Source organism: Achromobacter deleyi, from assembly GCF_013116765.2.
Lineage (GTDB): Bacteria > Pseudomonadota > Gammaproteobacteria > Burkholderiales > Burkholderiaceae_B > Achromobacter > Achromobacter deleyi_A.
On the sequence record NZ_CP074375.1, the window covers coordinates 344,508 to 367,473 of the forward strand.

A 22,966-nucleotide genomic window follows, 5' to 3' on the forward strand; every position below is an offset into this window, starting at 1 on the left:
CAAGCAGGGAGGAAGACAATGGCTTCGGGATTCAATCAAAAAAACAAGCAATGCTCGTTGGCGGAATTGGCGGCGCTGGTGCCCAATGGCGCGTCGATCGCCCTGGGCGGCAGCTTTCTGCATCGCGGACCGTTCGCCTTCGTGCGCGAATTGATCCGCCAGGAAAAGCGCGACCTGGAACTGCTCAAGCAATCTCCCGGGTATGACGTGGACATCCTGTGCCGCGCAGGCGTGCTGCGGCGCGTGCGCGCGGGCATCGTCGCGATGGAAGGCAACTTCGGACTGGCGCCCTGGTATCGGCGCGCGGTGGAGCGCCACGAGATCGAACTGGAAGAACACGCTTGCGCCAGCCTGACCGCGGGCCTGCGCGCGGCGGCCTTTGGCGTGCCGTTCCAGCCTTGCGGCGGCCTGCATGGCAGCGGCCTGCCGGAGCTCAACGGGTGGAAGTGCCTGGACGATCCTTACGGCAGCGGCCAGAAGACCTGGGTGGTGCCCGCCATCCGGCCTGACTTCGCCGTGATCCATGCGTCCGAGGTGGACGCCCTGGGCAACGTGCGCGTGCACGGCACGGCGCATTGGGACCGCATCATGTCGCGCGCGGCCGGCAGCGTGCTGGTGGTGGCCGAGAAGCTGGTGGACAGCGCCGTGTTCGAAGCGCAGCCGGAATCCACGCTGGTGCCGTACTTCATGGTGCAGGCCTACGCGGTCGTGCCGCGCGGCGCGTGGCCGGGGTCGTGCTGGCCGGACTACGCCATCGATTATCCGGCGGTGGAGGCATACATGGACAAGAACAGCGATCTGCGGGCGCACATGGCCGCGGCGCCCGAAGCGCGGGAGGGAAATCATGGCTGAGCAATGGTCGGGCTTTTCATACATCGTGACCAATCTGGCGCGTTTCATCCGCCCGGACGAAATCACCTTCAGCGGCGTGAATTCCACCCTGCCTATGCTGGCCTGCCTGCTGGCCAAGCGCGCCTACGACTGGGACTTCGTCTACATCAACGTGGCCGGGGGCGTGAACCCGCGGCCATCGCATATCCCGATCTCCAGCTCCGACCCGGTGCTGGCCGAGCGCACGGCCTCGATCTTCTCCAACGAGGACTTCTACGACCTGTGCACGCGCGGGCGCATGGACCTGACCTTCCTGGGCGCCGCGCAGATCGACGGCGCGGGGTGTGCCAACAACTCCTGCATCGGCGACTGGCACGAACCCAAGGTCCGCCTGCCGGGCGGCGGGGGCGGGGCGGTGATGCTGCCCACGGCCAGGCGGGCGTGCACCTGGCGCACCGAGCATTCGCGCCGCACCTTCGTGCCCAAGCTGGATTTCATGACGTCCTGGGGCGGCTTTCATGGCGTGGCGACGCCGATCGCCGTGTTCGTCAAGCGAGACGGGCGGCTGGCGCTGCAATCCTGGCATCCGGAGTCCAGTCTGTCTGAGGTGCGCGAACGCACGGGCTTCGAGTTCGACGCCACCGGCGCCGTGCCGACCGAACCGCCGACTGCGGACGAGGTCCGCGCCTTGCGCGAGCTGGACGCGGACGGACAGTTCGAACGCGATGCCGCCATCGCGCTGCGCTAGGGGAGTGCGATGACGATTGCCGATGCCACGCTGGTGGCGGCGTTTGCGCGCCTGTGGAGCCAGCCCGAGCGGGCGGCGCGGCCTGCCATCGTGACCGCGGACGAAACGCTGACCTACGCGGACCTGTACCGCCGCGTCGGGCAGGTGGCGGGCGGCCTGCGCGCCGCCGGTGTCGCGCCTGGCGACTACGTGGCCGTGGCGATGGAGCGTTCGCTGGCGCAGGTCCTGACCATTCTGGGCGCGATGGCGGCGGGGGCTTGCCCGTGTCCGCTGGAGCCGCGCCTGTCGGTCGAAGAGACGGCGCGGCGCGTGGCGGCGGTGGGCCTGACGTGGATGCTGTCCGACGAGGCCAACGCCGTCAACGCGCAGGCTTGCGGCCTGGCGGCCGCGCGCCAGTTGCAGGCGGCGCGGATCGCGCAAGGGCCGCAGGACTGGACGGGGAGCGGCGTCGCGTCCCAGGCGCCAGGCCTGCTGCTGTTCACGTCGGGCAGTACGGGCAATCCCAAGGGCGTGCTGCTGAGCCACCAGGGCCTGGCGAACAACGCGCGCGGCGTATTGGCGCATACGGGCCTGACGCCGGACGACCGCCTGCTGCATGTCATGCCGCTGCATCACACCAATGCGCTGAACAACCAGATATTCACGCCGCTGCTGGCCGGCGCCAGTGTGGCGCTGGCCGGCCGGTTCCGGGCGGAAGACATGCCCGGGCTGCTGGCCGCATTCCGGCCCACCATCATCACCGGCGTGCCCACCATGTACGCCCGCATGCTGGAGCTGACGTTCGATCCGGCCAGCCTGGCCGGCCTGCGTTTTGCGCGCTGCGGTTCGGCGCCGATCACCGAAGCGCTGCACCGGCGCATCGAAACCTTCCTGGGCTGCCCGCTGGTGGTGTCCTACGGCCTGTCGGAGGCTACCTGCACGTCCACCATGAACCCGCCCGCCGCGCGGCGCGTGGGATCGGTGGGTACTGTGCTGGCGGGGCAGGATGTGAGCCTGCGCCTGCCGGACGGCAGCCGCGCCGCGACGGGCGGCGAGGGCGAGATCTGCATCGCGGGCGACAGCCTGATGTTGGGCTACCTGGGCGCGGACAGCGCCAACGGCGGCACGCCGCCGCTATTGCGCACGGGCGACCTGGGGCGCTTTGACGAGCAGGGGTATCTGACCATCACCGGCCGCATCAAGGACGTGATCATCCGGGGCGGCGAGAACATCTCGCCGGCCTTGATCGAAGGCGTCGTGACGGGCCTGCCGGGCGTGGCCGCCTGCTGCGTGGTGGGCGCGCCGGACGAGGACCTGGGCGAAGCGCCCGTGATCTTCGTGCAGCGCAATGGCAAGTCCGCGCCGGATGCGCTGGCCATACAGGCCGAGGTGCTGGCGCGCCTGGGCCGTATCTATGTGCCGCGCGAGGTGTTGTGGATGGAACGCCTGCCCGAGAACGCGGTGGGCAAGGTCGACCGCAAGGCCCTGGCGCGGCAGGCTGCCGGCAATGGCGTCCTTCAATGAACCGGCGTAATGCGCCGGCCCTTGCCGCCCGGCGCCGTCATTCGACCTTGCCGATCCGGTTCACTGCCACCTCCAGCGACGCAGAGTCTTTTTTCCAGTAATCGTCGAACGCCGGCGCGTCCAGATACTGCACGGGGCTGCCGGTGCCGGCGATGCGGGACTGGACGCCGGGGTCGCTGGCGATCTCCTTGACAGCCTGGCGCAGCTTGTCGATGACGGCTTGCGGCGTGCCGGCCAGGGCGAATACGCCGGACCATTGCACGAAGCTGATGTCATAGCCCTGCGATCTGAGCGACGGCACTTGCGGCAGGCTGTCGAGCTTGCCGTCGCCCCAATGCGCCAGCGCCTTGACGCGCCCCGACTGGATCAGCTGCATGACGCTGGACGGGCCGGTGGCCACCGCATCGACCTGGCCGCCTACCAGCGCTTGCACCGCCGGGCCCGCGCCCGTGAAAGGCACGTGCATCATCTTGATTCCGGCCGCGTTCTGCAGCATTTCCATTGGCACGTGCATCGTGCCGTAGATGCCCGAGCTCCCGTAGCTGAACTTGCCCGTCTGGTTCTTGGCGGCGGCGACGAACTCCTGCAGTGTCTGGTAGGGAGCATCCGCGCGCACCACCAGCACGGTCGGGTCGGCCGTGATCCGCGCGATCGGCACGAACTGGTCCAGCTGATACGCTGGCTTGCGTTCCAGCAGGCGGTCCGCCGCGGGCAGGATGGAAATGGACGACAGGCTCATCAACAGCGTGTAGCCATCGGGTTTGGCGCGTCCCACCTGGCCTATGCCGATGGCGCCGCCTGCGCCGCCCTTGTTCTCGATGACGATGGGCTGGCCCAGCTTGTCGCCCATGGCCAGGGCCAGGGGGCGCGCGATGGTGTCGGCGACCCCCCCAGGCGGGAACGGCACGACCATGGTCACGGGGCGCTCGGGATAGCCGGCGGCCAGCGAATTTGCCGCTCCGAGCAATAGCAAGGCAGCCGCGGCCACCCCTTTGCAGCGCAGATTCATGTCTCACTCCTTTTCTGTATTTATGTACTGCGTCGCGCCGTTCTCACGCCCGGCGCAGTCCCTCAGACGAACCGGTTTTCGATCCTCCCGATGCCGTCGATCTCCACCCGCACCGTATCGCCGTTCTTGAGGAACTGCGGCGGATTGAGGCCCTGGCCCACGCCGGCGGGGGTGCCGGTGGCGATGACGTCGCCCGGATACAGCGTGATGCCGCGAGAGCAGGTTTCGATCAGCGTGGGAATGTCGAAGATCAGGTCTTCGGTGTTGCCATCCTGGCGCAGCTCGCCATTCACCCAGCAGCGCACCCGGGTCTTCCGGCCGTCCAGTTCGTCGGCCGTCACCAGCCAGGGACCCATGGGGCAGAAGGTGTCGAAGGATTTGCCCAGATCCCATTGCTGATGGCGCATCTGCACATCGCGCGCGGTGACGTCATTGACCACCGTGTAGGCGATCACATGGCTCATGGCTTCGGCGCGGGAGATATTGCGGCCACCCTTGCCGATCACCACCGCCAGCTCCGCTTCGTAGTCGATCTTGTCGGAGATGCCCTGGGGCAGCAGCACATCCGCCCAGGGGCCCACCACCGTCTGCGGCACCTTGGTGAACACGATGGGCCAGGATTCAGGGTTGGCGTCGTTGTCCTTGAACACGGAGTCGCGCAGCTCCTTGGCGTGGGCGTGATAGTTGCGTCCCACGCAGAACAGGTTGCGCCGCTGTGCCGGCAAAGGCGCCTCGTGCTCCACCTGATCCCAGCGGTAGGTTGGCCCCGTCTGGGCAGGCAAGGCGCGACCCTCGGCCAGCCATTCCACCGCCGTCAGCGCGCCGGCCGCCGCAAGCTCCGGCGGAAAGTCCAGGGCAGTCACCGTAGCGCCGTCCTCGGAAACCACGCCCACCCGGCGCTTACCATCGATTCGAAATACCGCGATCTTCATGCTTGCTCCCTGGGCGGCTTCGGCCGCCCGTGATGACATACCAATAAATACCAATTGAGCGCAAAGTAAGACCCAATTGCGGGAAAGCATATACCAAAAGAACCAAGCAGCCCATACGGATAACGCGCCTCTTAGGCTTTTATTGGCCTGATTTGGTATCATTGCGCCGCGCGTCATTCAAGGAAGTACCCATGGACAAAGCCTCCGCCATGCGGGCGGTCATCATCGAGAATCTGCAATCCGGCGCCTGGCCCGCCGGTCACCGGCTGCCCACGGAACGCGCCCTGAGCGAACAATTCGGCATCAGCCGGTCCACGGTGCGCCGCAACCTGGCGGAATTGAAGGACGAAGGCCTGATCTCGCAACGCGTGGGCAGCGGCACCTATGCCAACCCGCCATCGACCCTGGCTCAGACCGAAGCACTGCTGCGTGGCGAGGTGCTGTCCACCAGCCCGGCCGAGCTGATGGCCGCGCGGCTGGTCCTGGAGCCGGCCATCGCGGCGCTGGTGGTGCAACATGGCACGCCGGCCGATTTCGCCGCCATGCAGCACGCCTGTGACGAGGCCGAGGCCGCGGCCAGCTTCGAAGCCTTCGAAATCTGGGACGCCAAGCTGCACGAACTGATGGCCACGGCCACCCACAATCTCTTCATTGAAAAAGTGTTCGCCTTGATGACGGCGGCGCGCTCGCAAGCGACTTGGGGCGCCCTCAAGCGAAAAAGCCTCACGCCGGAACGGCGCGAGGCTTACCAGACCGAACACCGCGAGATCGTCGACGCGTTGCATGACCGCGACGCCGAGCGGGCCATGGCCGCAGTGCGGCGGCATCTGCTGCACGTGAGGGATAACCTGCTGGGCTAGAGGGGGGGGCGGGTCCAGGTCTTCCAGCGTCTGCGACTGTGCCTGATGGGACGGCATCCACGCGGTGCCCGGCTCCACCTCGAATGAGATCCGCGGATACTCCTCGCGCAGTTCCTTCTGCGCCGCCGGCAGCGCCACTGTCGAAATACCGTTGACCTGTCGTCGTCAGGCTGATCTTGCGAGCGTCGTCCGGCCGCGTGCCTTGCATGCACCGAATCTTTCGATGCGTTTGTCCCGGACGATTGTTGCGATTGGGGCAACATCGTGGTCCCTTGGCCGGGTCTTCTGCCCCTCCTCGTGGCGACCTACGATTTGGGCGTTGTTCCAGCATGCGCCGCACCCGGTTCAACCCGCCGGGCGGCGCCAACCCCACCAGGAGTCACCATGAGTCAACGTCTCAACGCTTTCGCCCAATCGCCCGAGCTGTTCAAGAAATTCGTCGAATTCGGCATGCTCTTGAAGTCCGGGACGATCGAGCAGTCGATCCTGGATCTGATCGAGATCCGCGCATCGCAAATCAATGGCTGCGGCTTCTGCCTGGACATGCACGTCAAGCAGGCCAAGATCCATGGCGAACGCGAACTGCGCCTGCATCATGTCGCCATCTGGCGCGAATCCACCGAGTTTTCTCCGCGCGAGCGCGCTTGCCTGGCCTGGACCGAGGCGCTTACCACGTTGGGCGCGCATGGCGTGCCCGATGAGGTCTACGAACGCGTGCGGACCCAGTTGTCCGAAAAGGAAATCTCGGACCTCAGCTTCGCGGTGATGGCGATCAATGGCTGGAACCGCCTCAACGTGGGCTTCCAGACCGTGCCCGGCTCGGCCGACAAGGCTTATGGCCTGGACAAGGCCAAATTCAACTAAGGACCCCATCATGAAAATCCTGGTCATCGGCGGCACGGGCCTGATCGGCTCCAAACTCGTCAAACTGCTCCTCGAACGCGGCCACGAGGCCATCGCCGCGTCGCCCGCCACCGGCGTGGACACGATCACCGGCGTAGGGCTGGACGAAGCGCTGGCTGGCGTCGGCGTCGTGGTCGATGTTGCGAACTCGCCGTCCTTCGAAGACAAGGCCGTGCTGGAGTTCTTCCAGACCTCGGGCCGCAACCTGCTGGCTGCCGAGGCCCGGGCCGGCGTGCGCCACCACGTTGCGCTGTCGGTCGTGGGCACGCACCGCCTGGCCGAAAGCGGATACTTCCGCGGCAAGATCGCCCAGGAAGAACTGATCGTAGCGGCCGGCATTCCCTACACCATCGTCCACAGCACGCAGTTCTTCGAGTTCCTGGGCGGCATCGTGCAATCGGGCACGCAGGGCAACGAAGTACGGCTGTCGCCCGCCTATGTGCAGCCGATAGCTTCCGACGACGTGGCCCTGGCCATGGCCGATGCCACGCTGGGCTCGCCGGTGAACGGCATCGTCGAGATTGCCGGCCCCGACCGGCTGCGCCTGGCCGGACTGGCGCAACGCTATATGGGAAAAATCGGCGATACTCGCACCGTTCAGGCGGACGGCGGCGCGCGCTATTTCGGCGCATTGCTCGACGACGAAACCTTGGTGCCCGGATCCAGCCCGCGTCTGGGCACGATCGACTTCGAAACCTGGTTCAGCCGTTCGGGCGCAAGAAAGTAACGGCGGGCGCGAGAACCTTCATGAGCAAACTGCGGCCTCCACCCCAGACTCTGCTGGACAAGTACCGGGGAGGGGATTTTCATCCCCTGTACACCACTAGCGTGACGGTGCGCGGCGGGGAGGCCGCGCACGGCCGCGCATCCGGCATCGCCATTTCGGATGATGGCGAGCTCCTGGTGGAACTGCGATTGCCAGCCGAACTGGGCGGATCGGGCGGCGGGACAAACCCCGAACAGCTATTCGCCGCCGGCTACGCCGCCTGCTTCCACGGGGCGCTCAGCATGCTGGCCGAGCGTGCCGGCCTGTCCATCCCGGAAGCCTCCGTGACGGCCACCATCTCGTTCGGTCGCGACCCGGTGGATGGCTTGTATGCCCTGACCGCGGACATCAATATCCACCTGCCAGGCGTGGACAAGGCGGTGGCCGAGGAACTGGTGCGCAATACGGAGCGCCTGTGCCCGTATTCCAAGATGGCCCAGGACGGCATCGAAAGCGTGGTGGCGCTGACTCAATAGCGATTCACGGCTGCTTGACCAGCAGGCTTTCCAGGATCTGCAGATCCAGCGCGCGGATGCGTTCAGTCATGTAATCGATGAACACGCGCATGCGCGCGGGCAGGTGCTGGCGGCTGAGAAAGCACAGGTAATGGCCGCGGTCGTCGGGCGCGTGCTGCGGCAGGCAGGCCACCAGCGTGCCCGCGCGCAGATGCTCGCAGACCTGGTAGCCCGCCATTTGCGCGATGCCATGGCCTTCCAGCACCGATTGCAGGACCAGATCGGCGTCGTTGAAGGTCAGCATGGCGGGCGGCGCGACCTTGCGCAGATGGCCGCTCACCTTGAATTCCCATTCGTACACGCGTCCGGACGCCAGCCGAAAATTCACGCAGCCATGGTCGGACAGTTCGTCGATGTGGCTAGGCAGGCCATGCCTGGCGGCATAGCCGGGCGAGGCGCACAGCATCATCTGCATGGGAATGACTTTCTTGGCGATCACCTGGCTGTCTTCCATGCGGCCATTGCGGAACGACACGTCGATACGGTCCGTGGTGAAGTCGGTGGGGCCGTCGTCCAGCAGCAGCTCCACCGAGATCCCCGGGTTGGCCTCGCGGAATCCCCTGAGCAGCGGCGCGACGACTTTGCGGCCGAAACCCACGGTGGAACATACGCGCAGTTGTCCCGAAGGCGGACCCTCGCGCAGTTCCCGCATGGCATCCAGGGCCTGGACGATCTGTTCCACGCCCGGATGGCAGCTCTCATAGAAGCGTTCGCCCTCGCTGGTCAGCGTGGTGCTGCGGGTGGTCCGCACGAACAGCCGGGTGCCCAGCTGATCTTCCAGTTTTTGCACGCTGCGGCTGACCGCCGAGCGGCCGATGCCCAGGCGGTCGCCGGCCTTGGCGAAGTTGCCTTCCGCGGCGACGGCGATGAACGCGACGACGCCGGCGTAGCTGGTGGCGAAGCTGTCCGCCAGGGAGTCGGCGTCATTGGGGAGCGTGGTAACCGAGGGGGCTGATATGGGTGTCGACATGGGGGAGGCGGCGCCGCAAGTTGGTTGATCCTACCGCTAAGACGTCGCGCCGGGCCATTTTGTGACATGGGCCGCCAAAAAAAAACGCTGGCTTTCCCCAACGGGAAAGGCCAGCGCCGATTATTGCAGGCCCCGGCAGGGAGCGCCGAGGCTGGTTCTTATTTGTCCCTTATTTAACCGGGAGCAGGGCGGGCGCGCCCTGTTTCTTGATCAGCACGACCAGAAACTTGGCCGGCTTGGTCTGGCTGGCGTTACGGCCCACGGTGTGGATGTCGTCCGGGCCTTCGTAGAACGTCTGGCCGGGGGTCAGGGTCACTTCCTTGCCGCCCTGCACCTGCATGATGATGCTGCCTTCCAGCACATAGACGAAGCTGTAGGCGTCATGGCGATGGATGGGGTCGGCTGCTCCGGGCGGATAGTCGACGGTGATCATCAACGCGTCCTTGCCGGGGATGTCCGGCAGATCCTTGTTCATCAGCGCCGTCACGATGGGGTCGGCCGGCGCGGCGGCGTGGGTGGCATGAGGCGGCGCGGCCTGGGCCAGATGGCCCAGCAGCGCGCTGGCCGCGATAAAGGGCAATCCGATTTTCGTGATCTTCGACATGGCTTTTCCTTGGCGGTAGTGACAGGCCCATCGTAGAAGTCCGGGCGGCGCGGCGGTAGATCCGCGCAGGGGACCACGATGTTGCCTGCCGCGCACCAAAGCAAAGCGCGGGCGGGATGCCGGGCGTCAGTCTTGCGACAACGCCGCCGCGATGCGCGCCAGTTTGTCCGGGTTGCGCTGCACCAGGACCCTGGTCAGGCGCCGGCCGTCGGTTTCGTAGGATTGCACGGACTCCAGGCTGCCGTCGATGAAGCGCAGCAGCGTCCATTGCCCGTTCACCTGGATCACCTCGACGCGCAGGGCATCGCGGTACCGCCGCTTGCCCGCATAGAACAGCTGAGCCAGGCGCTTGCCGCCCACCAGGCTGGCAAAGCTGGCGACCTTGCCGCCGCCATCGCCGATGAGCTGGGCGTCGTCGCTCAAGAGGGCGAGCAGGCCGTGGAAGTCGCTGCGCTGCATCGCATCGGCGAAGGCCAGCAGCAGGCGTTGCAGCGTTGCGCGCGGCACTGCCTCGCGTGGGGCACCCTGACGCAGCTGCTGCCTGGCCCGCCGCACCAGCTGGCGGCAAGCGGCCTGGTTCTTGCCCAGGGTAAGCGCGACATCTTCGTAGTCGGCGTCGAACACCTCGCGCATCAAGAACGCCGCGCGCGCATCCGGCGACAGGCTTTCCAGCATGAACAGGAAAGCCACCGAGACATCATCGGCGAACTCGCGGATCTCTTCCGGCGTGGACGGCGCGGCCATCAGCATGGGTTCCGGCAGCCAGACCCCCACATAATTGGCCCGCTCGGCCTTGGCTGCGCGCAGGCGGTCGATGGACAGGCGGGTGGCGACGGTCACCAGCCAGGCCTCGGCGTTTTCTATGGCGGAACGGTCAGTGTCGTGCCAACGCAGCCAGGCGTCCTGCACCACGTCCTCCGCCTCGGCGACGGCGCCCAGCATGCGGTAGGCGATCGCGTACAAGCGAGGCCGATGATGGTTGAACAACACGGTGGAGTCGGTCATGGAGCAGGCCATCACCTGGCAGAAGGGGGCAGAAGGCGGGCCTCATTTTGCCGGACTCATTCCCGGCCGGCAAGCACCGGCTTCGCGGCGACCGCTGGCCGTGTCCCGCGGCAATGGCCGGCCCCGGTGCCTACAGCACGATGTTCCCGAGGCTCGGCGGCGGCAGTTGGGCGCGGCCATGCATCTGCTTGATGTCCCGTTCGATCATCGTGCTCAAGTGGCTGATCGGCACATCGTTGGCGCTGCCTTCGAAGGGGTTTTCCGTGCTCTCGCCCACCTGCTCGAGAGACGTGTAGATCCAGGAGATGATCACGCTGAACGGCACCACCAGCCATACCATCTGGCCCTGCATGAAGCCGCTGATGCCCTGGCCGATCTGGTCGAACTGGGCCGTCAGGCCAAAAGGCAGCACCACGCAGAAGGAACGCACGAACAGCGTGTTGATGATGGCGTACTGGCGCGGGTAGGGAAAATTCTTGATGCGTTCGGCCTGCCCCTGCAAATCCAGGAATTCCCGGATGCGGCTGTTGAGTTCGGCATATTCCGATGCGGTGATGGCGCCGTCGTCGAGCAGGCGCCTGACCGCGAAGCCCTGGGCGCCCAGCAACTGCACCGCCTTGCCGTCGGCCTGCGCGAGCGCCAGTATGTCTTCCTGCGGCAGGTAGCGGGACAGCGCGGATTCCAGGGAGACGCGGCGCTCAGGGATCACATAGTGCTTCCGATATTCCGAGTTATGCCGGCTTTCCACGGTTTCCCAGACACGGGCCGCCCGCAATTGATAGCGCAGCGCCGTCAGCCAGGCCAGGTGGCGGTTCACCAGCCCGGTCGAGATTTCGGCATCGCCGGTGTAGGTATGGCTGATCACGCCCCAGTAACGGCTGGCGCTGACGATGCTCATCCAGATCTTCTGCGCCTCTACCGTGCGCGTGTAGGTCTGCACATTCTTGAAGCCGACCACGAAGGTGGTGGCCGTGCCCAGCAGCGACACCACCGACAAGGGCAGGGTCAGCCATTTCAGGCCGGCAACCTGGTACAGCACCACGGGCACCAGGCTCAGCACCAGCAAGCCACAGATATTCCTGCGGGTCCAGACCACGAATTCGCCCAGGCGATAGGATTTTCCGAGATGCATGATGTGGGTTCCTCGCCAATAGGCGTCCGGTTACTGCGCGGCGATCCGCGCTTTCTCAAGCGCCTTTGCCGCCACGGCGCGCCGCCCATGGCGGTACGCCAGATAAAGCGCCGTCGCGACGCCGGCCGCGACCAGCACCCGCCCGCCCAGCGCCGACAGGGCGGCCAGGAGGTCCTGGATCTGGGCCGCGAACGCCGCGCCCAACGTCAGCCCCGCCGAGGCCCAAAGCGCCACCCCCACGCAGTCGTGCCAGATGAATGACCGCAGCCGCACTCCCATCGCGCCGCAAAGCGGCACGGCAACCAGCGACAGGCCCGGCATGAACCGCGCAACGATCAACAGGCGCACGCCCCAGCGCTCGAAGAAGCGCTCGGTCCTGCTGACGCAGGCCTCGCGGGAGAGCGACAGGTTGCACACGGTATGCAGCGTGCGAGCCCCGTAGCGCTTGCCGCCCCTGAACCAGACGAGGTCGGCCAGCACGCCGGCCAGGATTGCCGTGCCGAGGATGAGCGAAAGCGGGAAGGCGATCGACCACGACGCGGCCGGGCCAAGGGCATGGCTGGCCCCCACGGCGATCAGCGTGGGCATGACAGGCAGCGGAAGACCCAGCGATGCGCCCAGCACATTCAGGAACACCACCAGCGCGCCATACTGCGCGATCCATTCATGCGGTGGCATGGCGCGTTCCTGTTGATGTTCCGCGTCCCGATCCGGCCAGGCCGTGGGCCGGTGCCGCGGACACCCGAGAGAGAGCATTTTTTTTCACGATTCTTCGCCCGCCAGATGAGGTGTGGATTGAGGCATGCCGCTTTCGAGGGGGGCAGGTCTTGCCACCGTCAGGACAAATGCTAGAGGCGGGGCTTGCGCGGCGGTAGGGCCGTGAACGGACGCATGGTGTTGTCCGGGCGACAACAATCGGCCCGGGAGGAAAACCCGATTGACGGCTTATTTGCACGGGAGCAAAGTCGACGGACCGGTAGGGCCCCACTTGGAGAACGGCATGCGCAAGCTCATGGTCTCCGTATTCATCAGCCTGGATGGCGTCATTCAATCGCCTGGCGGGCCGGGAGAAGATACCAGCGGCGGGTTCCGGCTGGGGGGCTGGATCGTCCCCTTTGCCGACGAAGCCATCGGCCAGAATCTGCATGACCTGCTGTCGCGGCCGTTCGAGTTGCTGCTGGGGCGTTGCACCTACGACATATTCGCTTCGTATTGGCCGACAGTGCCGGCCGATTCAGGCAGCCGCGGCATCGCCGACCTGTTCAACAGCGTGCCCAAGCATGTTGCCACGCATCGGTCCGACCCCTTGGCCTGGCAGAACAGCCACGCGCTCAAGGGCAGCCTGGCCGATGCGATACGCGCGCTAAAAGCTCAGGACGGCGCCGATCTGCTGACGTTCGGCAGCGGCGACATGGTGCGCCAACTGCTTGCAGCCGGCCTGGTGGACGAACTTCGGCTGGTGGTCTACCCGGTCATGCTCGGGGGCGGCAAGCGCTTGTTCGGCGACGACGCGCTGGCGTCTTCCTTTACGCTGGCGCACTCGATCAGCACGCCGGGGGGCGTGGTGATCAACCGCTACCTGCTGGATGGCGAGGTGCGCACGGGAACGTTCGGGGACGGCGATTGATGATCACGCCGGGCGCCAGTCAGGACTGCCCGCGCAGCCTTGCCAGTTCGGCGGAAAGCTCGGCCACCAGGGCCTGGGCGCGCGCCAGCGGATCGTGGCCGTCGGACGGCGCATCCGGCGAGGCGGCCGCGGGGTCCTGCAGCCGGGGCTGCACGCTCTCGTGGCCCATGCTGACGTCCACGTCGAACACCAGTTGTTCCGCGCGGTGCCAGGTGGTGAACCATTCCAGGGGCTGGCCATGTTGGTCCATGCCCTGGCCTTGCAGCATCAGCAGGGGAGTGCCGGCCTGGGTGCCCAGGAGTTCGGCCAGTGTCGCGTCGGCGGCCACGGCGCGGATCTGATTGCGGCCGGCGCCGGGGCGCAGGCCGAATTGCCGGGTCAGCACACCATGCAGGGACGCGTCGACCAGGTGCTCGGCGCGCAGGCCCGGCACGGCGTCGGCCGGCAGCCAGGTGCGCACATAGGCCAGCGGCGCATCGGCCACGTGGCGCAACCGTTCCAGCATCAACAGACGGCTCGTGCCGAAGAACTCGGCCACGTCGGCGGGCGGCTCGGCCCGGCCCAGGGCCAGTACCCGGGTCTGCAGGGTTACGCCCGATTGGGCGAACTGCTCGTAGAGCCCGGTGGACCGCTGCACCAGCCGCCGGTGTTCCTGGGGCGCCGCCACCGTGGCCGGGCGTCCCGTCTCGCGCTGGATCAGTCCTTCGGCGGCCAGGGCCGCCAGGGCCTGGCGAACCACGCTGCGCGCCACGCCGAAGCGCTCGCACAGCGCGGCCTCGCTGGGCAGCACGGCGCCGGCCGCGAGCTTGTTCGTGCGGATGTATCCGCGCAGCAGGGCCGCCACCTGGGCGTGCAGCGGGATATCGCCGGAGCGGTCAAGAACGGGCAATGCGTCGTGCGTGGCGGGCGCCATGGGAATCAACCTCCGGTTTGTGCCCGCGCAGTTTCCCATACATGCGTCCAGCCCGGGGCCAGATGCGCGGCGCGCTCGGCGGCAAGGATCAGGCTGTCTTCGCGGGCGATGCCCTTGCCCGCGATGTCGAAGGCGGTGCCGTGGTCCACCGACACGCGCACGACCGGAAGGCCCACCGTGATGTTCACGCCGTCGTCGCCATACACGGCCTTGAAGGGCGCGTGGCCCTGGTCGTGGTAACAGGCGATCACGAACTTCCACTTGCCGCGCACGGCCTGCGGGAACAGCGCGTCGGCCGGGATGGGGCCGGCGGCAAGAATGCCGGCGGCGTTGGCCTCGGCCACGGCGGGCGCCAGGATGTCGGCGTCTTCGCTGCCGAAGATGCCGTTCTCGCCGGCGTGCGGATTCAGGCCCGATACCGCGACCGGCTCGTCGCCGCGGCCCAGCGCCTTGGCGAACGATCCGGCCAGGCGCAGCACCGCGCGCATGCGCGCCGGGGTCAGGTCTTCGATGGCCTGGCGCAGCGACACATGGGTGGTGGCGTGGAAGATGTACAGGTCGCCGGCCGACAGCACCAGCGAGAAGGTCTTGACGCCGAACTCGTGCGCCAGCAGCTCGGTGTGGCCGGGCCATTTGTGGCCGGCGGCGTGCATCGCAGCCTTGTTCAGCGGCGCGGTGACGATGCCGTCGACCTCGCCGGCGCGCGCCAGGGCGCAGGCCGTGGTGACGAAGCGCACCGAGCCGTCGCCGGCGTCCGCGCTGATTTCGCCCAGCTTCACATGGGCCAGCGACGGGCCGGCCTGCAGCACTTCGATCGTGCCCGGGGTGTTGCTCGTGTCGGCCGCGCGGTCCAGCTTGCGCACGATGGCGGGGTCGCCGCCCAGATTGCGCACGGCATTGATCATGACGTCCACGTCGCCGACCACCAGCAGGCGGGCCTTCTGGCGCAGTTCGTCGTGGCCCATGAGCATCTTGGCCGTGATTTCCGGCCCGATGCCCGCCACGTCGCCCAAGGTCACGGCCAGCAGGGGCAGCTTCGTGGAAAGGGTTTGTGTCATCGCTTGAATCTCCTGTCGCGGATCGCGCGCACCGCGCGAACCAATACGTCTTCAGTGCCAAAGCCGCCGGCCTTGGTCACCACGGGCAGGCCAGTGGCCGTGCCCCCGGTCAGCGTGCCCAGGGGCACGCCGCCCATCACTTCGTCCACCAGGGCAATGCCGCTGGCCTCAAGGGCCACCAGCACGCTGCGCGCGCCGTCGCCGCCCGTGGCGACCACCCCGGCTGCTCGCGAGGCGGCAATCAATTGCGCGGCCAGGCTGCCCAGGCGCTCGGCGACCGTCTCGGAGTCCAGGCCGTCTAGCTGTCCTTCGGGGGCCAGCAGCAGCACGGTGCCGGCTTCCGTCGGGGCCTGGCCGTGCTTTTGCAGCAGGGGCAGGCTCCAGGCCTGCCACGCGGCATCGTTGGCCAGTTGCTCAAGCGTGGGCGTCCAGGTGTCGGCGCCCGAGGCCTGCAGGGCGGCGGCTTGCGCGCGCGCCGCGCTGTGCTGCGACGTGACGACCACCACCACGGGCGCGGTCTGGTCGGCCCCGGCCCACACCCGGGCCAGCGGCACGGCCAGGCCGCCCGCGCCGACGGGCAGGGCGCGTTCGCCCAGCAGTCCGATGGCGCGCGCCAGCCGTTCCAGGTCGGCATCCGTGGCGGCGTCCACCACCACGGTGTTGCCGGCCTGCGCGATGCGCGCCGCCAGCGTTTCCGCGGTGTCGCCGTCCTGGACCGCGACGTGGGCGCAGCCCAGCAGGGTGGGGATATGGCTTTCGGTCACGGGGGTGACCGGATCAGTGGCCGCCGAGGTTTCGGTGACCGGCTTGCCGTTCACGTAGAGGATGCCCTGCGCGACGGTGCGGCCGGTGGCGGGGAACGCGGGGCAGATCACCGCCACCGTGTCCGCGCCCCAGGCCTCGCGCGCCGCGTCGATCTCGGCCTTGAACGCGCCGCGCAAGGTGGAGTCGACCTTCTTGTACAGGCGCGACACGCCAGCCGCGCGCAGCTGCCGCACGTTCTGGCGGATCACCTGGGCCGCGTCGGCGGCGGCGAGGGCCCGGCTGTTGGTGGTGACGGCCAGCACTTCGACGCCGGCCGTGGCCGGTCCCGACAGGGCTTCGTCGGCGCCGCCGATAGACAGATGCGTGCTCCAGCCGGCGCGCACGAATTGCACGGCGGTGTCGCCGGATCCGGTCAGGTCATCCGCGACGATGGCGATGACGGGTTTCACAGGGCCTCTCCGCGCGCTTCGGTCAGGGGCGGGGCCATGCTGTGGTCGACGTCCTCGGATTTCAGTTCACCAGCCCGCTTGAGGAAATACGAGGCCAGGATCGGAGCCAGGATGGAACTGATCAGCACGCAGGCGGCGACCTGCGCGGTGGCGGTCGACACGTACTGCTGGAAGTTGGGGTCCGCTGCCGCGACCACGGCGGGCGTGGCGATGGCGTTGCCGGCCGTGGTTCCCGCCGCGAAGCCCAGGCCGCTCTTGCCGCCGCGGCGCAGGATCATGCGGTAGCCCAGGTAAACCAGGCCGCCGGTGATGGGGCTGATGATCAGGCCCAGGATCAGGCCGCTGAGGCCGCCGCTGACGACCGCGCCCAGGTTGATGCCGGTGCCCAGCGCAAACGCGAAGAACGGGATGACGATGTTGGGCACGGGCTTGAGCACGTCGCGCCACTTGGGGTCCAGGTTGCCCACGACCACGCCCAGCAGGAACGGCACCAGCGCCGCCACCAGGGCGATCATCGGGATGTCGGCCAGGCCCGAGGCGCCCAGGAACAGCAGGCTGAAGAAGGGGCCGTCGTTGACCGCGCTGGCCACATAGGCGCCGCGGTCGCGGGCATCGCCGTACTGGCCGGTGTAGGCCAGCCACAGGCCGCCGTTGCTGTTGTCGAAGGCGGCCAGCATCGCCAGGATCGACACGCCCATCACGCCGTCCAGGCCCACATAGCTGCCCAGGATGATGATCAGGGTGGCGGGCACCAGGGTCTTCATCAGCAGGATGGTGCCGGCGGTGGCGAGGATGGGGCCGCCCGTGCGGGTGTTGACCTGCGTGCCCGTCGCGAAGATCAGCAGCGCGATCAGGGGCAGGGCGCTGTTCTTGAACAGGGCGGTGGTGAAGCCGCCGATGGCTAGCGCATCAGGGGCGAAGGTGCCGATCAGGGAACCCAGGATCAGCGGCACCAGCATCAATCCACCGGGGATTTTCTGCATCGTGCCAAAAAAGGGCGAGCGGGAAGTTTCGGTCGACACTATCGGGGTCTCCAGGACGATTTTTCTGGGTTGCAGACGTTCATGCGTGCGTCTGTCGGGCGGTTGAAAAATCGTAGTGTACACCTGTACGTACAGCATGTACGTACAGGTGCGTTTCCAGCTGGAGCCGTCCCCGCCGAAGGGACGGATAGTCCCGTCAGAAGCGGTAGGCGCCGCTGAGCATCACCGTGCGGCGCGCGCCGTAGAAGCAGTCGCCGCGATCCAGGCAGACCACTTCATAGGTCCGGTCCGCGATGTTGTTGACGTTCAGCGCATAGCGCCACGGCCCGTTGTCATAGCTGACCATGGCGTCGAACAGCGTGACGGAAGGCGTTTCCGGAGCGCCGCCGTCGCGGAACTTGGACAGGTAGCGAACGCCCGCGCCTACCGCGAAGCCCGGCTGGTTGGCGATGGCGAAGCGGTACTTGCCCCACAGGGAGGCCATGTGCTTGGGCATGCCTTCAAGCTGCGGATCGATATCGGTGTAGATGTAGTTGGCGATCACGTCCACTTCCTTGGTGACGCGTCCGCGCATTTCCAGTTCCACGCCGCGCGTGCGCGTCTTGCCCGCCTGGATCTGGTTGTTGGGATTTTCCGGGTCGTTGGTCTGGCGGTTATGTTCGCGCAGATCGTAGGCGGCCGCCGTGAACTCGATGTCGGAGTCCTTGGGCATGTACTTGAGGCCGGCCTCCCATTGCTTGCCGCGCATGGGCTTCCAGCGCTCGTTGTAGAAGTCGGCGCCCGCGATGGGAGTGAACGATTCGCTGTAGCTTACGTAGGGCGACCAGCCGTTGTCGGCCGCGTACATCAGGCCGAAGCGCTTGGTGGTGGCCATGTCGGTCTCTTTGTCCTGGCCATCCGTGGTGCTTTCGGCGCGATCGCGGCGGATGCCGGCCAGGAAGATCCAGTTCTTGTCGAACTTGATCTGGTCCTGCGCATAGAAGCCCAGTTGCTGCTGCCTTTGCTTGGGCGTGTCGGACAGTTCGTAGTCCGGCGCGTTGCCGTAGACCGGGTGGTACAGATTGAGCGGCGAGCCCAGGCCGCTGGCCGTCTGGCTGGTTTCGCGGTAGCGCGAATAGTCCATGCCCACGATGACGGTGTGTTCCGTGCGGCCCCAGTTCAGCTTGCCTTCCAGGTTCTGGTCGGCCAGCAAGGTGCGCATGCGCGGCTTGTTGATGTAGTAGAAGCGGTCGGTGGTGGTCTGCTCGGGGTCGATGTAGGAATCGCCGCGTCTTTCACCGTAAACGTTCGGATAGAGCGACTTGTAGTCCACGCTGCTGACGGTGTTGCGGAAGTTCTGGCGGAACTTCCAGGTGTCGTTGAACTTGTGCTCGAACAGCCAGCCCACGTTGAACTGCTCGGTATCGTAGGCGTCGAAGCCGGGCTCGCTGACAAAGCGGCGAGTCGGGATGCGGCCGTTCGGATTGTGCTCCACGGTGCCGCTCCAGGGCAGGAACGACTGCGTCGTGCCGGACCGGTCCTTCTGCCAGGAGGCCTGCAGCGTGAGCGAAGTGGCCGCGCTGGGCTGCCACGTGAGCGAGGGCGCCAGCATCATGCGGTCGTCCTGGGCATACTGCATCTGCGTGTCGCTGTCGCGTCCCACCGCGACCACGCGGTACAGCCACTGGCCGTCCTCGGTCAGCGGGCCGGTCAGGTCGGCCTGGATCTCGCGGCGGTTGTAGTTGCCCAGCACCACGCCGATCTCGCCTTGCCGTTCGGCTTGCGGGCGCTTGCTGACCAGGTTGACGATGCCGCCGGTGCTGCCCTGGCCATAGAGCATGGACGACGGTCCGCGCAGCACTTCCACACGCTCCATCCCGTAGACCTCGGTGCGCGGGTTGTTGAAGTTGAAGAATTGGCGCAGGCCATCCAGGTATTGCACCGGCTCCACGCCGCGGATCCGCACGTAGTCGCCGCGGTTGTCCACCCCGTAAGCGTTGGGCCGCACGCCGGCCGCGTAGTTCATCGTGTCCTGCACATTCTGCGCGCCCTGGTCGATGATCTGCTGGCGCGGAATGACGGTGATGGCCTGCGGCGTTTCGGACAGCGGCGTATCGGTCTTGGTGCCGGTCGCGCTGCGCCTGGCCACATAGCCTTCGACCGGACCGGTGGCGGTTTCGCCAGTACCCGTGACCCGCACGGCGGGCAGCGTGGCGGGCTCCTCAGCGGGTTGCGCGTGCGCAGGCGCGGCGCCCAGGCAGGCTGCCAGCGCGGCGGCGACGGGCAAACGGGAGTGGAGCCGCGCGCACAGGGCGGCCTGGGAATGGTGGCGTTTCAAGAAATCTCCCCACTGGCTTCGGATGGGATCAGCCAGCTATGTATAGAAATAACAACGATAATTATTATTAATTGTGTTGATATCGGCAGCCAATAGCCACGGCCCGTCCAAGATGTAAAAAAGCCCTGCGATCCGGGGCGGATATCAGGGCGGGTCTGGAAAAGCCGATTGTTTTCAGCAGCTTGGGCGGCGCTTTCAGGTGCGCGGTGGGACAGGGCAGCTGTTGGTGCCGCGCGACACCGGCGCGGAGGCTTGTTGCGAGGCGGGCTTGAGTTCCCGCCGCAGGATCTTGCCCACGTTGGTGCGCGGCAGGTCGTCGCGGAACTCGATATAGCGGGGCACCTTGTAGCCCGTCAGCTGGGTGCGGCAGTGCGCGATCAGCGTTTCGGCGTCCAGCGCGGGGTCCTTGCGGATCACGAACAGCTTGACCGCCTCGCCCGAGCGTTCGTCCGGCACGCCCACGGCCGCGACCTCGCGCACGCCGGGGTGAAGCGCGGCGACGTCCTCGACCTCGTTCGGGTACACGTTGAAGCCGGACACCAGGATCATGTCCTTCTTGCGGTCGACCAGGAACACGTAGCCGGTCTCGTCGACGTAGCCGATGTCGCCGGTGCGCAGAAAGCCGTCCGGATACATGACCAGCGCCGTTTCGTCGGGGCGGTTCCAATAGCCCTGCGTGACCTGGGGGCCGCGCACGCAGATCTCGCCGCTTTCACCGATGCCCAGCTCGCGGCCCTCGTCGTCGCGGATCGAGAGTTCGGTGGACGGCACCGGCAGGCCGATCGAACCGGTGAAGACCTTCGTGTCCAGGTGATTGATGGTGACGGCGGGCGAGGTCTCGGTCAGCCCGTAGGCCTGCGCGATGGAGATGCCCGTCACGGCTCGCCAGCGGTCGGCGACCGAGCGCTGCACCGCCATGCCGCCACCCATGGTCAGGCGCAGGCGCGAGAAATCCAGGCGCGCGAAGTCAGGGTTGTTCAGCAAGGCGTTGAACAGCGTGTTCACGCCGGTGAAGGCCGAAAATGGCACCTTGCTCATTTCCTTGATCAGGCCGGGGATGTCGCGCGGATTGATGATGAGCAGGTTGCTGGCGCCCATCTTCATGAAGGTCAGGCAGTTCGCCGTGAGCGCGAAGATGTGATAGAGCGGCAGGGCGGTGACGATGCATTCTTCGCCGTCTTTTACCAGCGGCTTTACCCAGGCGTAGGCCTGGTTGACGTTGGCCACGAGGTTGCCGTGCGACAGCATGGCGGCCTTGGCCACGCCGGTCGTGCCGCCCGTGTACTGCAGGCAGGCCAGGTCGTCTGGCGTGAGCGGCACTTCGGTGAAGGGGGCACTGCGCCCGGCGCGCAGCGCGTCGCCCAGCCGGACGGCGCCGGGCAGCGACCAGGCCGGCACCATGCGCTTGACGCGGCGGACCACGAAGTCGACGAGGCGGCCCTTTACCGGGCCCAGCATTTCCCCGATGGAGGTGACCAGCACGCGTTCGATGGCCGTGCGCGGCAGGGCTTTTTGCAGGGTGGCCGCGAAATTGTCCGCGACCACGATGGCGCGGGCGCCCGAGTCGGCCAGCTGGTGTTCAAGCTCGTGCGCCGTGTAGAGCGGATTGCAGTTGACCACGATGCATCCGGCGCGCAGCGCGCCGAACAGGCACACGGGGTACTGCAGCAGGTTGGGCATCATCAGGGCGACGCGATCGCCGCGGCCCAGGCCGTTGGCGTGCAGCCAGGCGGCGAAGCTGCGCGTCAGCTCGTCGAGTTCGGCGTAGCTGATGGACTTGCCCATGCTGATGTACGCGGTCTTGTCCGGAAAGCGCCGGCAGCTTTCCTGGACGATCGACACCAGGGTCGTCGCGCCATCCGTCTCGATCTCGGCGGGCACGCCGGAGGGATAGCTCTTGTGCCAGATTCGTTCCATGTTGTGCGATTCCGCTTGGGGCCCGTGGGAGGCTCCTTTAGTGTGAACAGGCCTTAGATGCCCAACAGGGCTTTCTTCAGGGAGGCCTGCGCGGGGCTGTCGCCCAGCCAGACGCGCAGCAAGGCGCGCGCGAATTCGGGACTGTCGATGCGGCCGCGCAGCTTGCCGTTGCTGGTTACCGCGACGCCGCGGGCATCGAAGTCCAGGTCGATGACATCGCCCTCGCGGGCCGTGCCTATCTCAGCCATCAGACCGGATAAACGCTGCGCGGGTTCCCTCAGCGCGGCCAGTTCCTGTGCGGATGTATTGTCGCGCAATCCGTCTTGCAGCGCTTCGTCCAGGCTCTTGCTGTCCACGTCGCGCAGCAGCTGCAGGCGCATGCGGCGCGGCTCCGTGCTGTTGATCAGCGCGGCCGCGTCGCTGGTTTTCTGCTTGACGTACAGCGCGGCCACGTAGACCTTCACGACGAACTTGCTGCGCAGGCCCGCGCCGTTGAGCACCAGCGCATGGCCGCCTTCGGACAGCTGTTCCGGCACGCGCACGCCGGCGACCTCCATGCCGGCGGACCATGCGGGTGCGCCCGCCAGACTGGCGGCAAGGACCAGGCTCAGGGCGGCGGTTCGCCCTCCAGGGATGCAATGCATTTGTCTGCTCCAGTGTTCTTCTGCTTGTAGAACTTCTTGTCTGCGATGTAGATCGTGCGTTCCACCACGGCGTACACGACGTCGTCCTTGTCCTTCAATTCCACGGTGTAGGTCCGGGTGGTTTCGTGGTCCCGCGCGAGGATCTCGCGGATGTTCGCGATTTCCCCGGGCGGCAAGCGGAAGTCCACGTACAGCGTGGTGTAGGCCGGCTTGCGAAAGCGGATGGACGCCGCCTTGTCCCATACGATGTGATCCGCGCCCAGCGCGGACATCAGCATCGTGGGATGGGCGCCGTCCGTCACCGCGAACAGCGAACCGCCGTACATCGATCCCACGATGTTGCGGGTACGCCGCAGCAACGGCAGCTTGATGCGTATGTGCTGGAAGTCGGGCGACACATGCATCACCCGGCCGCCGGTGGCGCGAAAGGCCGGATGCAGGTTGAATCCCACCCGCATCAGGCGTGCGCGCCATTGCGGCGACAGGCTCTTGAACCAGTAAGGCTTCACGCTGGG

The 22,966-nt window shown here is 66.8% G+C and carries 23 protein-coding genes; 8 read left to right on the plus strand and 15 right to left on the minus strand.

Annotated features, from left to right (window positions below; all coding sequences use genetic code 11):
- Positions 1-18 precede the first annotated feature (18 nt).
- From HLG70_RS01605 to HLG70_RS01615, 3 genes are read left to right on the plus strand one after another with little or no spacing between them, the layout of a single operon-like run.
- Positions 19-852 (plus strand): CoA transferase subunit A, encoded by an 834-nt coding sequence (locus tag HLG70_RS01605; RefSeq protein ID WP_171665632.1) that lies wholly within the window; start codon positions 19-21, stop codon positions 850-852.
- Positions 845-1,579, plus strand: coding sequence for a CoA-transferase subunit beta (locus HLG70_RS01610; RefSeq protein WP_171665631.1), 735 nt, complete (start codon positions 845-847; stop codon positions 1,577-1,579). Before HLG70_RS01605 ends, HLG70_RS01610 begins: the two co-directional genes overlap by 8 nt.
- 9 nt (positions 1,580-1,588) lie before the next feature.
- A complete protein-coding gene (locus HLG70_RS01615) occupies positions 1,589-3,082 on the plus strand; it encodes a class I adenylate-forming enzyme family protein (RefSeq protein WP_171665629.1) in 1,494 nt (497 codons plus the stop codon).
- Between the two features lie 37 nt (positions 3,083-3,119).
- On the opposite strand, the gene HLG70_RS01620 is transcribed toward HLG70_RS01615, so the two are convergent.
- Positions 3,120-4,091 (minus strand): tripartite tricarboxylate transporter substrate binding protein, encoded by a 972-nt coding sequence (locus HLG70_RS01620; RefSeq protein WP_171665627.1) that lies wholly within the window; start codon positions 4,089-4,091, stop codon positions 3,120-3,122.
- 62 nt (positions 4,092-4,153) lie between these two features.
- Positions 4,154-5,023 (minus strand): fumarylacetoacetate hydrolase family protein, encoded by an 870-nt coding sequence (locus tag HLG70_RS01625; RefSeq protein WP_171665625.1) that lies wholly within the window; start codon positions 5,021-5,023, stop codon positions 4,154-4,156.
- Between the two features lie 191 nt (positions 5,024-5,214).
- Here HLG70_RS01625 and HLG70_RS01630 point away from each other — a divergent pair, with 191 nt between their 5' ends.
- The 4 genes from HLG70_RS01630 (at position 5,215) to HLG70_RS01645 (ending at position 8,028) form a co-directional block, all read left to right on the plus strand.
- Positions 5,215-5,883 carry a FadR/GntR family transcriptional regulator gene (locus HLG70_RS01630; protein WP_171665623.1) on the plus strand — a complete coding sequence of 223 codons (669 nt, stop codon included), beginning with the start codon at positions 5,215-5,217 and terminating at the stop codon, positions 5,881-5,883.
- Between the two features lie 384 nt (positions 5,884-6,267).
- The gene (locus HLG70_RS01635) at positions 6,268-6,747 is read left to right on the plus strand and encodes a carboxymuconolactone decarboxylase family protein (protein WP_171665621.1); all 480 of its coding nucleotides are present in this window, start codon (positions 6,268-6,270) and stop codon (positions 6,745-6,747) included.
- A 10-nt stretch (positions 6,748-6,757) separates the two neighbouring features.
- Positions 6,758-7,513: an SDR family oxidoreductase gene (locus tag HLG70_RS01640; protein WP_171665619.1), complete on the plus strand. Its 756-nt coding sequence runs from the start codon at positions 6,758-6,760 to the stop codon at positions 7,511-7,513.
- A gap of 20 nt (positions 7,514-7,533) precedes the next feature.
- Complete coding sequence (locus HLG70_RS01645; protein WP_171665617.1) at positions 7,534-8,028, plus strand: Ohr family peroxiredoxin; 495 nt, start codon at positions 7,534-7,536, stop codon at positions 8,026-8,028.
- A gap of 4 nt (positions 8,029-8,032) precedes the next feature.
- Here HLG70_RS01645 and HLG70_RS01650 read toward each other — a convergent pair whose 3' ends face one another.
- The 5 genes from HLG70_RS01650 to HLG70_RS01670 form a co-directional block, all read right to left on the minus strand.
- On the minus strand, positions 8,033-9,037 hold the full coding sequence (locus HLG70_RS01650; RefSeq protein ID WP_171665615.1) for a LysR family transcriptional regulator: 1,005 nt from the start codon (positions 9,035-9,037) through the stop codon (positions 8,033-8,035).
- A 169-nt stretch (positions 9,038-9,206) separates the two neighbouring features.
- Positions 9,207-9,641: a cupin domain-containing protein gene (locus tag HLG70_RS01655; RefSeq protein ID WP_171665613.1), complete on the minus strand. Its 435-nt coding sequence runs from the start codon at positions 9,639-9,641 to the stop codon at positions 9,207-9,209.
- A 126-nt stretch (positions 9,642-9,767) separates the two neighbouring features.
- Positions 9,768-10,646 (minus strand): RNA polymerase sigma-70 factor, encoded by an 879-nt coding sequence (locus HLG70_RS01660; protein ID WP_171665611.1) that lies wholly within the window; start codon positions 10,644-10,646, stop codon positions 9,768-9,770.
- A 130-nt stretch (positions 10,647-10,776) separates the two neighbouring features.
- Positions 10,777-11,778, minus strand: a complete 1,002-nt coding sequence (locus HLG70_RS01665) for a bestrophin family protein (protein ID WP_171665609.1) — start codon at positions 11,776-11,778, stop codon at positions 10,777-10,779.
- A 30-nt stretch (positions 11,779-11,808) separates the two neighbouring features.
- The gene (locus HLG70_RS01670; RefSeq protein ID WP_171665607.1) at positions 11,809-12,456 is read right to left on the minus strand and encodes a DedA family protein; all 648 of its coding nucleotides are present in this window, start codon (positions 12,454-12,456) and stop codon (positions 11,809-11,811) included.
- Between the two features lie 322 nt (positions 12,457-12,778).
- On the opposite strand from HLG70_RS01670, the gene HLG70_RS01675 reads away from it, so the two are divergent.
- The gene (locus HLG70_RS01675; RefSeq protein WP_171665605.1) at positions 12,779-13,405 is read left to right on the plus strand and encodes a dihydrofolate reductase family protein; all 627 of its coding nucleotides are present in this window, start codon (positions 12,779-12,781) and stop codon (positions 13,403-13,405) included.
- Between the two features lie 19 nt (positions 13,406-13,424).
- Here the strand turns inward: HLG70_RS01675 and HLG70_RS01680 are convergent, their stop codons facing one another.
- The 8 genes from HLG70_RS01680 to HLG70_RS01715 form a co-directional block, all read right to left on the minus strand.
- Positions 13,425-14,318: a GntR family transcriptional regulator gene (locus HLG70_RS01680; RefSeq protein WP_171665603.1), complete on the minus strand. Its 894-nt coding sequence runs from the start codon at positions 14,316-14,318 to the stop codon at positions 13,425-13,427.
- Positions 14,319-14,323: 5 nt separating this feature from the next.
- Entirely contained in the window at positions 14,324-15,376 is a 1,053-nt protein-coding gene (gene pdxA / locus HLG70_RS01685; RefSeq protein WP_171665602.1) for a 4-hydroxythreonine-4-phosphate dehydrogenase PdxA, read from the minus strand.
- Entirely contained in the window at positions 15,373-16,590 is a 1,218-nt protein-coding gene (gene dtnK / locus HLG70_RS01690; RefSeq protein ID WP_171665600.1) for a D-threonate kinase, read from the minus strand. The genes pdxA and dtnK overlap by 4 nt, the downstream gene beginning before the upstream one ends.
- Complete coding sequence (locus HLG70_RS01695) at positions 16,587-17,612, minus strand: 2-keto-3-deoxygluconate permease (RefSeq protein ID WP_171665598.1); 1,026 nt, start codon at positions 17,610-17,612, stop codon at positions 16,587-16,589. The genes dtnK and HLG70_RS01695 overlap by 4 nt, the downstream gene beginning before the upstream one ends.
- 157 nt (positions 17,613-17,769) lie before the next feature.
- Positions 17,770-19,839 (minus strand): TonB-dependent siderophore receptor, encoded by a 2,070-nt coding sequence (locus tag HLG70_RS01700; protein ID WP_171665738.1) that lies wholly within the window; start codon positions 19,837-19,839, stop codon positions 17,770-17,772.
- Positions 19,840-20,085: 246 nt separating this feature from the next.
- Positions 20,086-21,807: a long-chain-fatty-acid--CoA ligase gene (locus tag HLG70_RS01705; protein ID WP_171665596.1), complete on the minus strand. Its 1,722-nt coding sequence runs from the start codon at positions 21,805-21,807 to the stop codon at positions 20,086-20,088.
- A gap of 53 nt (positions 21,808-21,860) precedes the next feature.
- Positions 21,861-22,451, minus strand: coding sequence for a chalcone isomerase family protein (locus HLG70_RS01710; protein ID WP_171665594.1), 591 nt, complete (start codon positions 22,449-22,451; stop codon positions 21,861-21,863).
- Entirely contained in the window at positions 22,415-22,960 is a 546-nt protein-coding gene (locus HLG70_RS01715) for a DUF4442 domain-containing protein (RefSeq protein ID WP_171665592.1), read from the minus strand. Before HLG70_RS01715 ends, HLG70_RS01710 begins: the two co-directional genes overlap by 37 nt.
- Between the last annotated feature and the right edge of the window lie 6 nt (positions 22,961-22,966).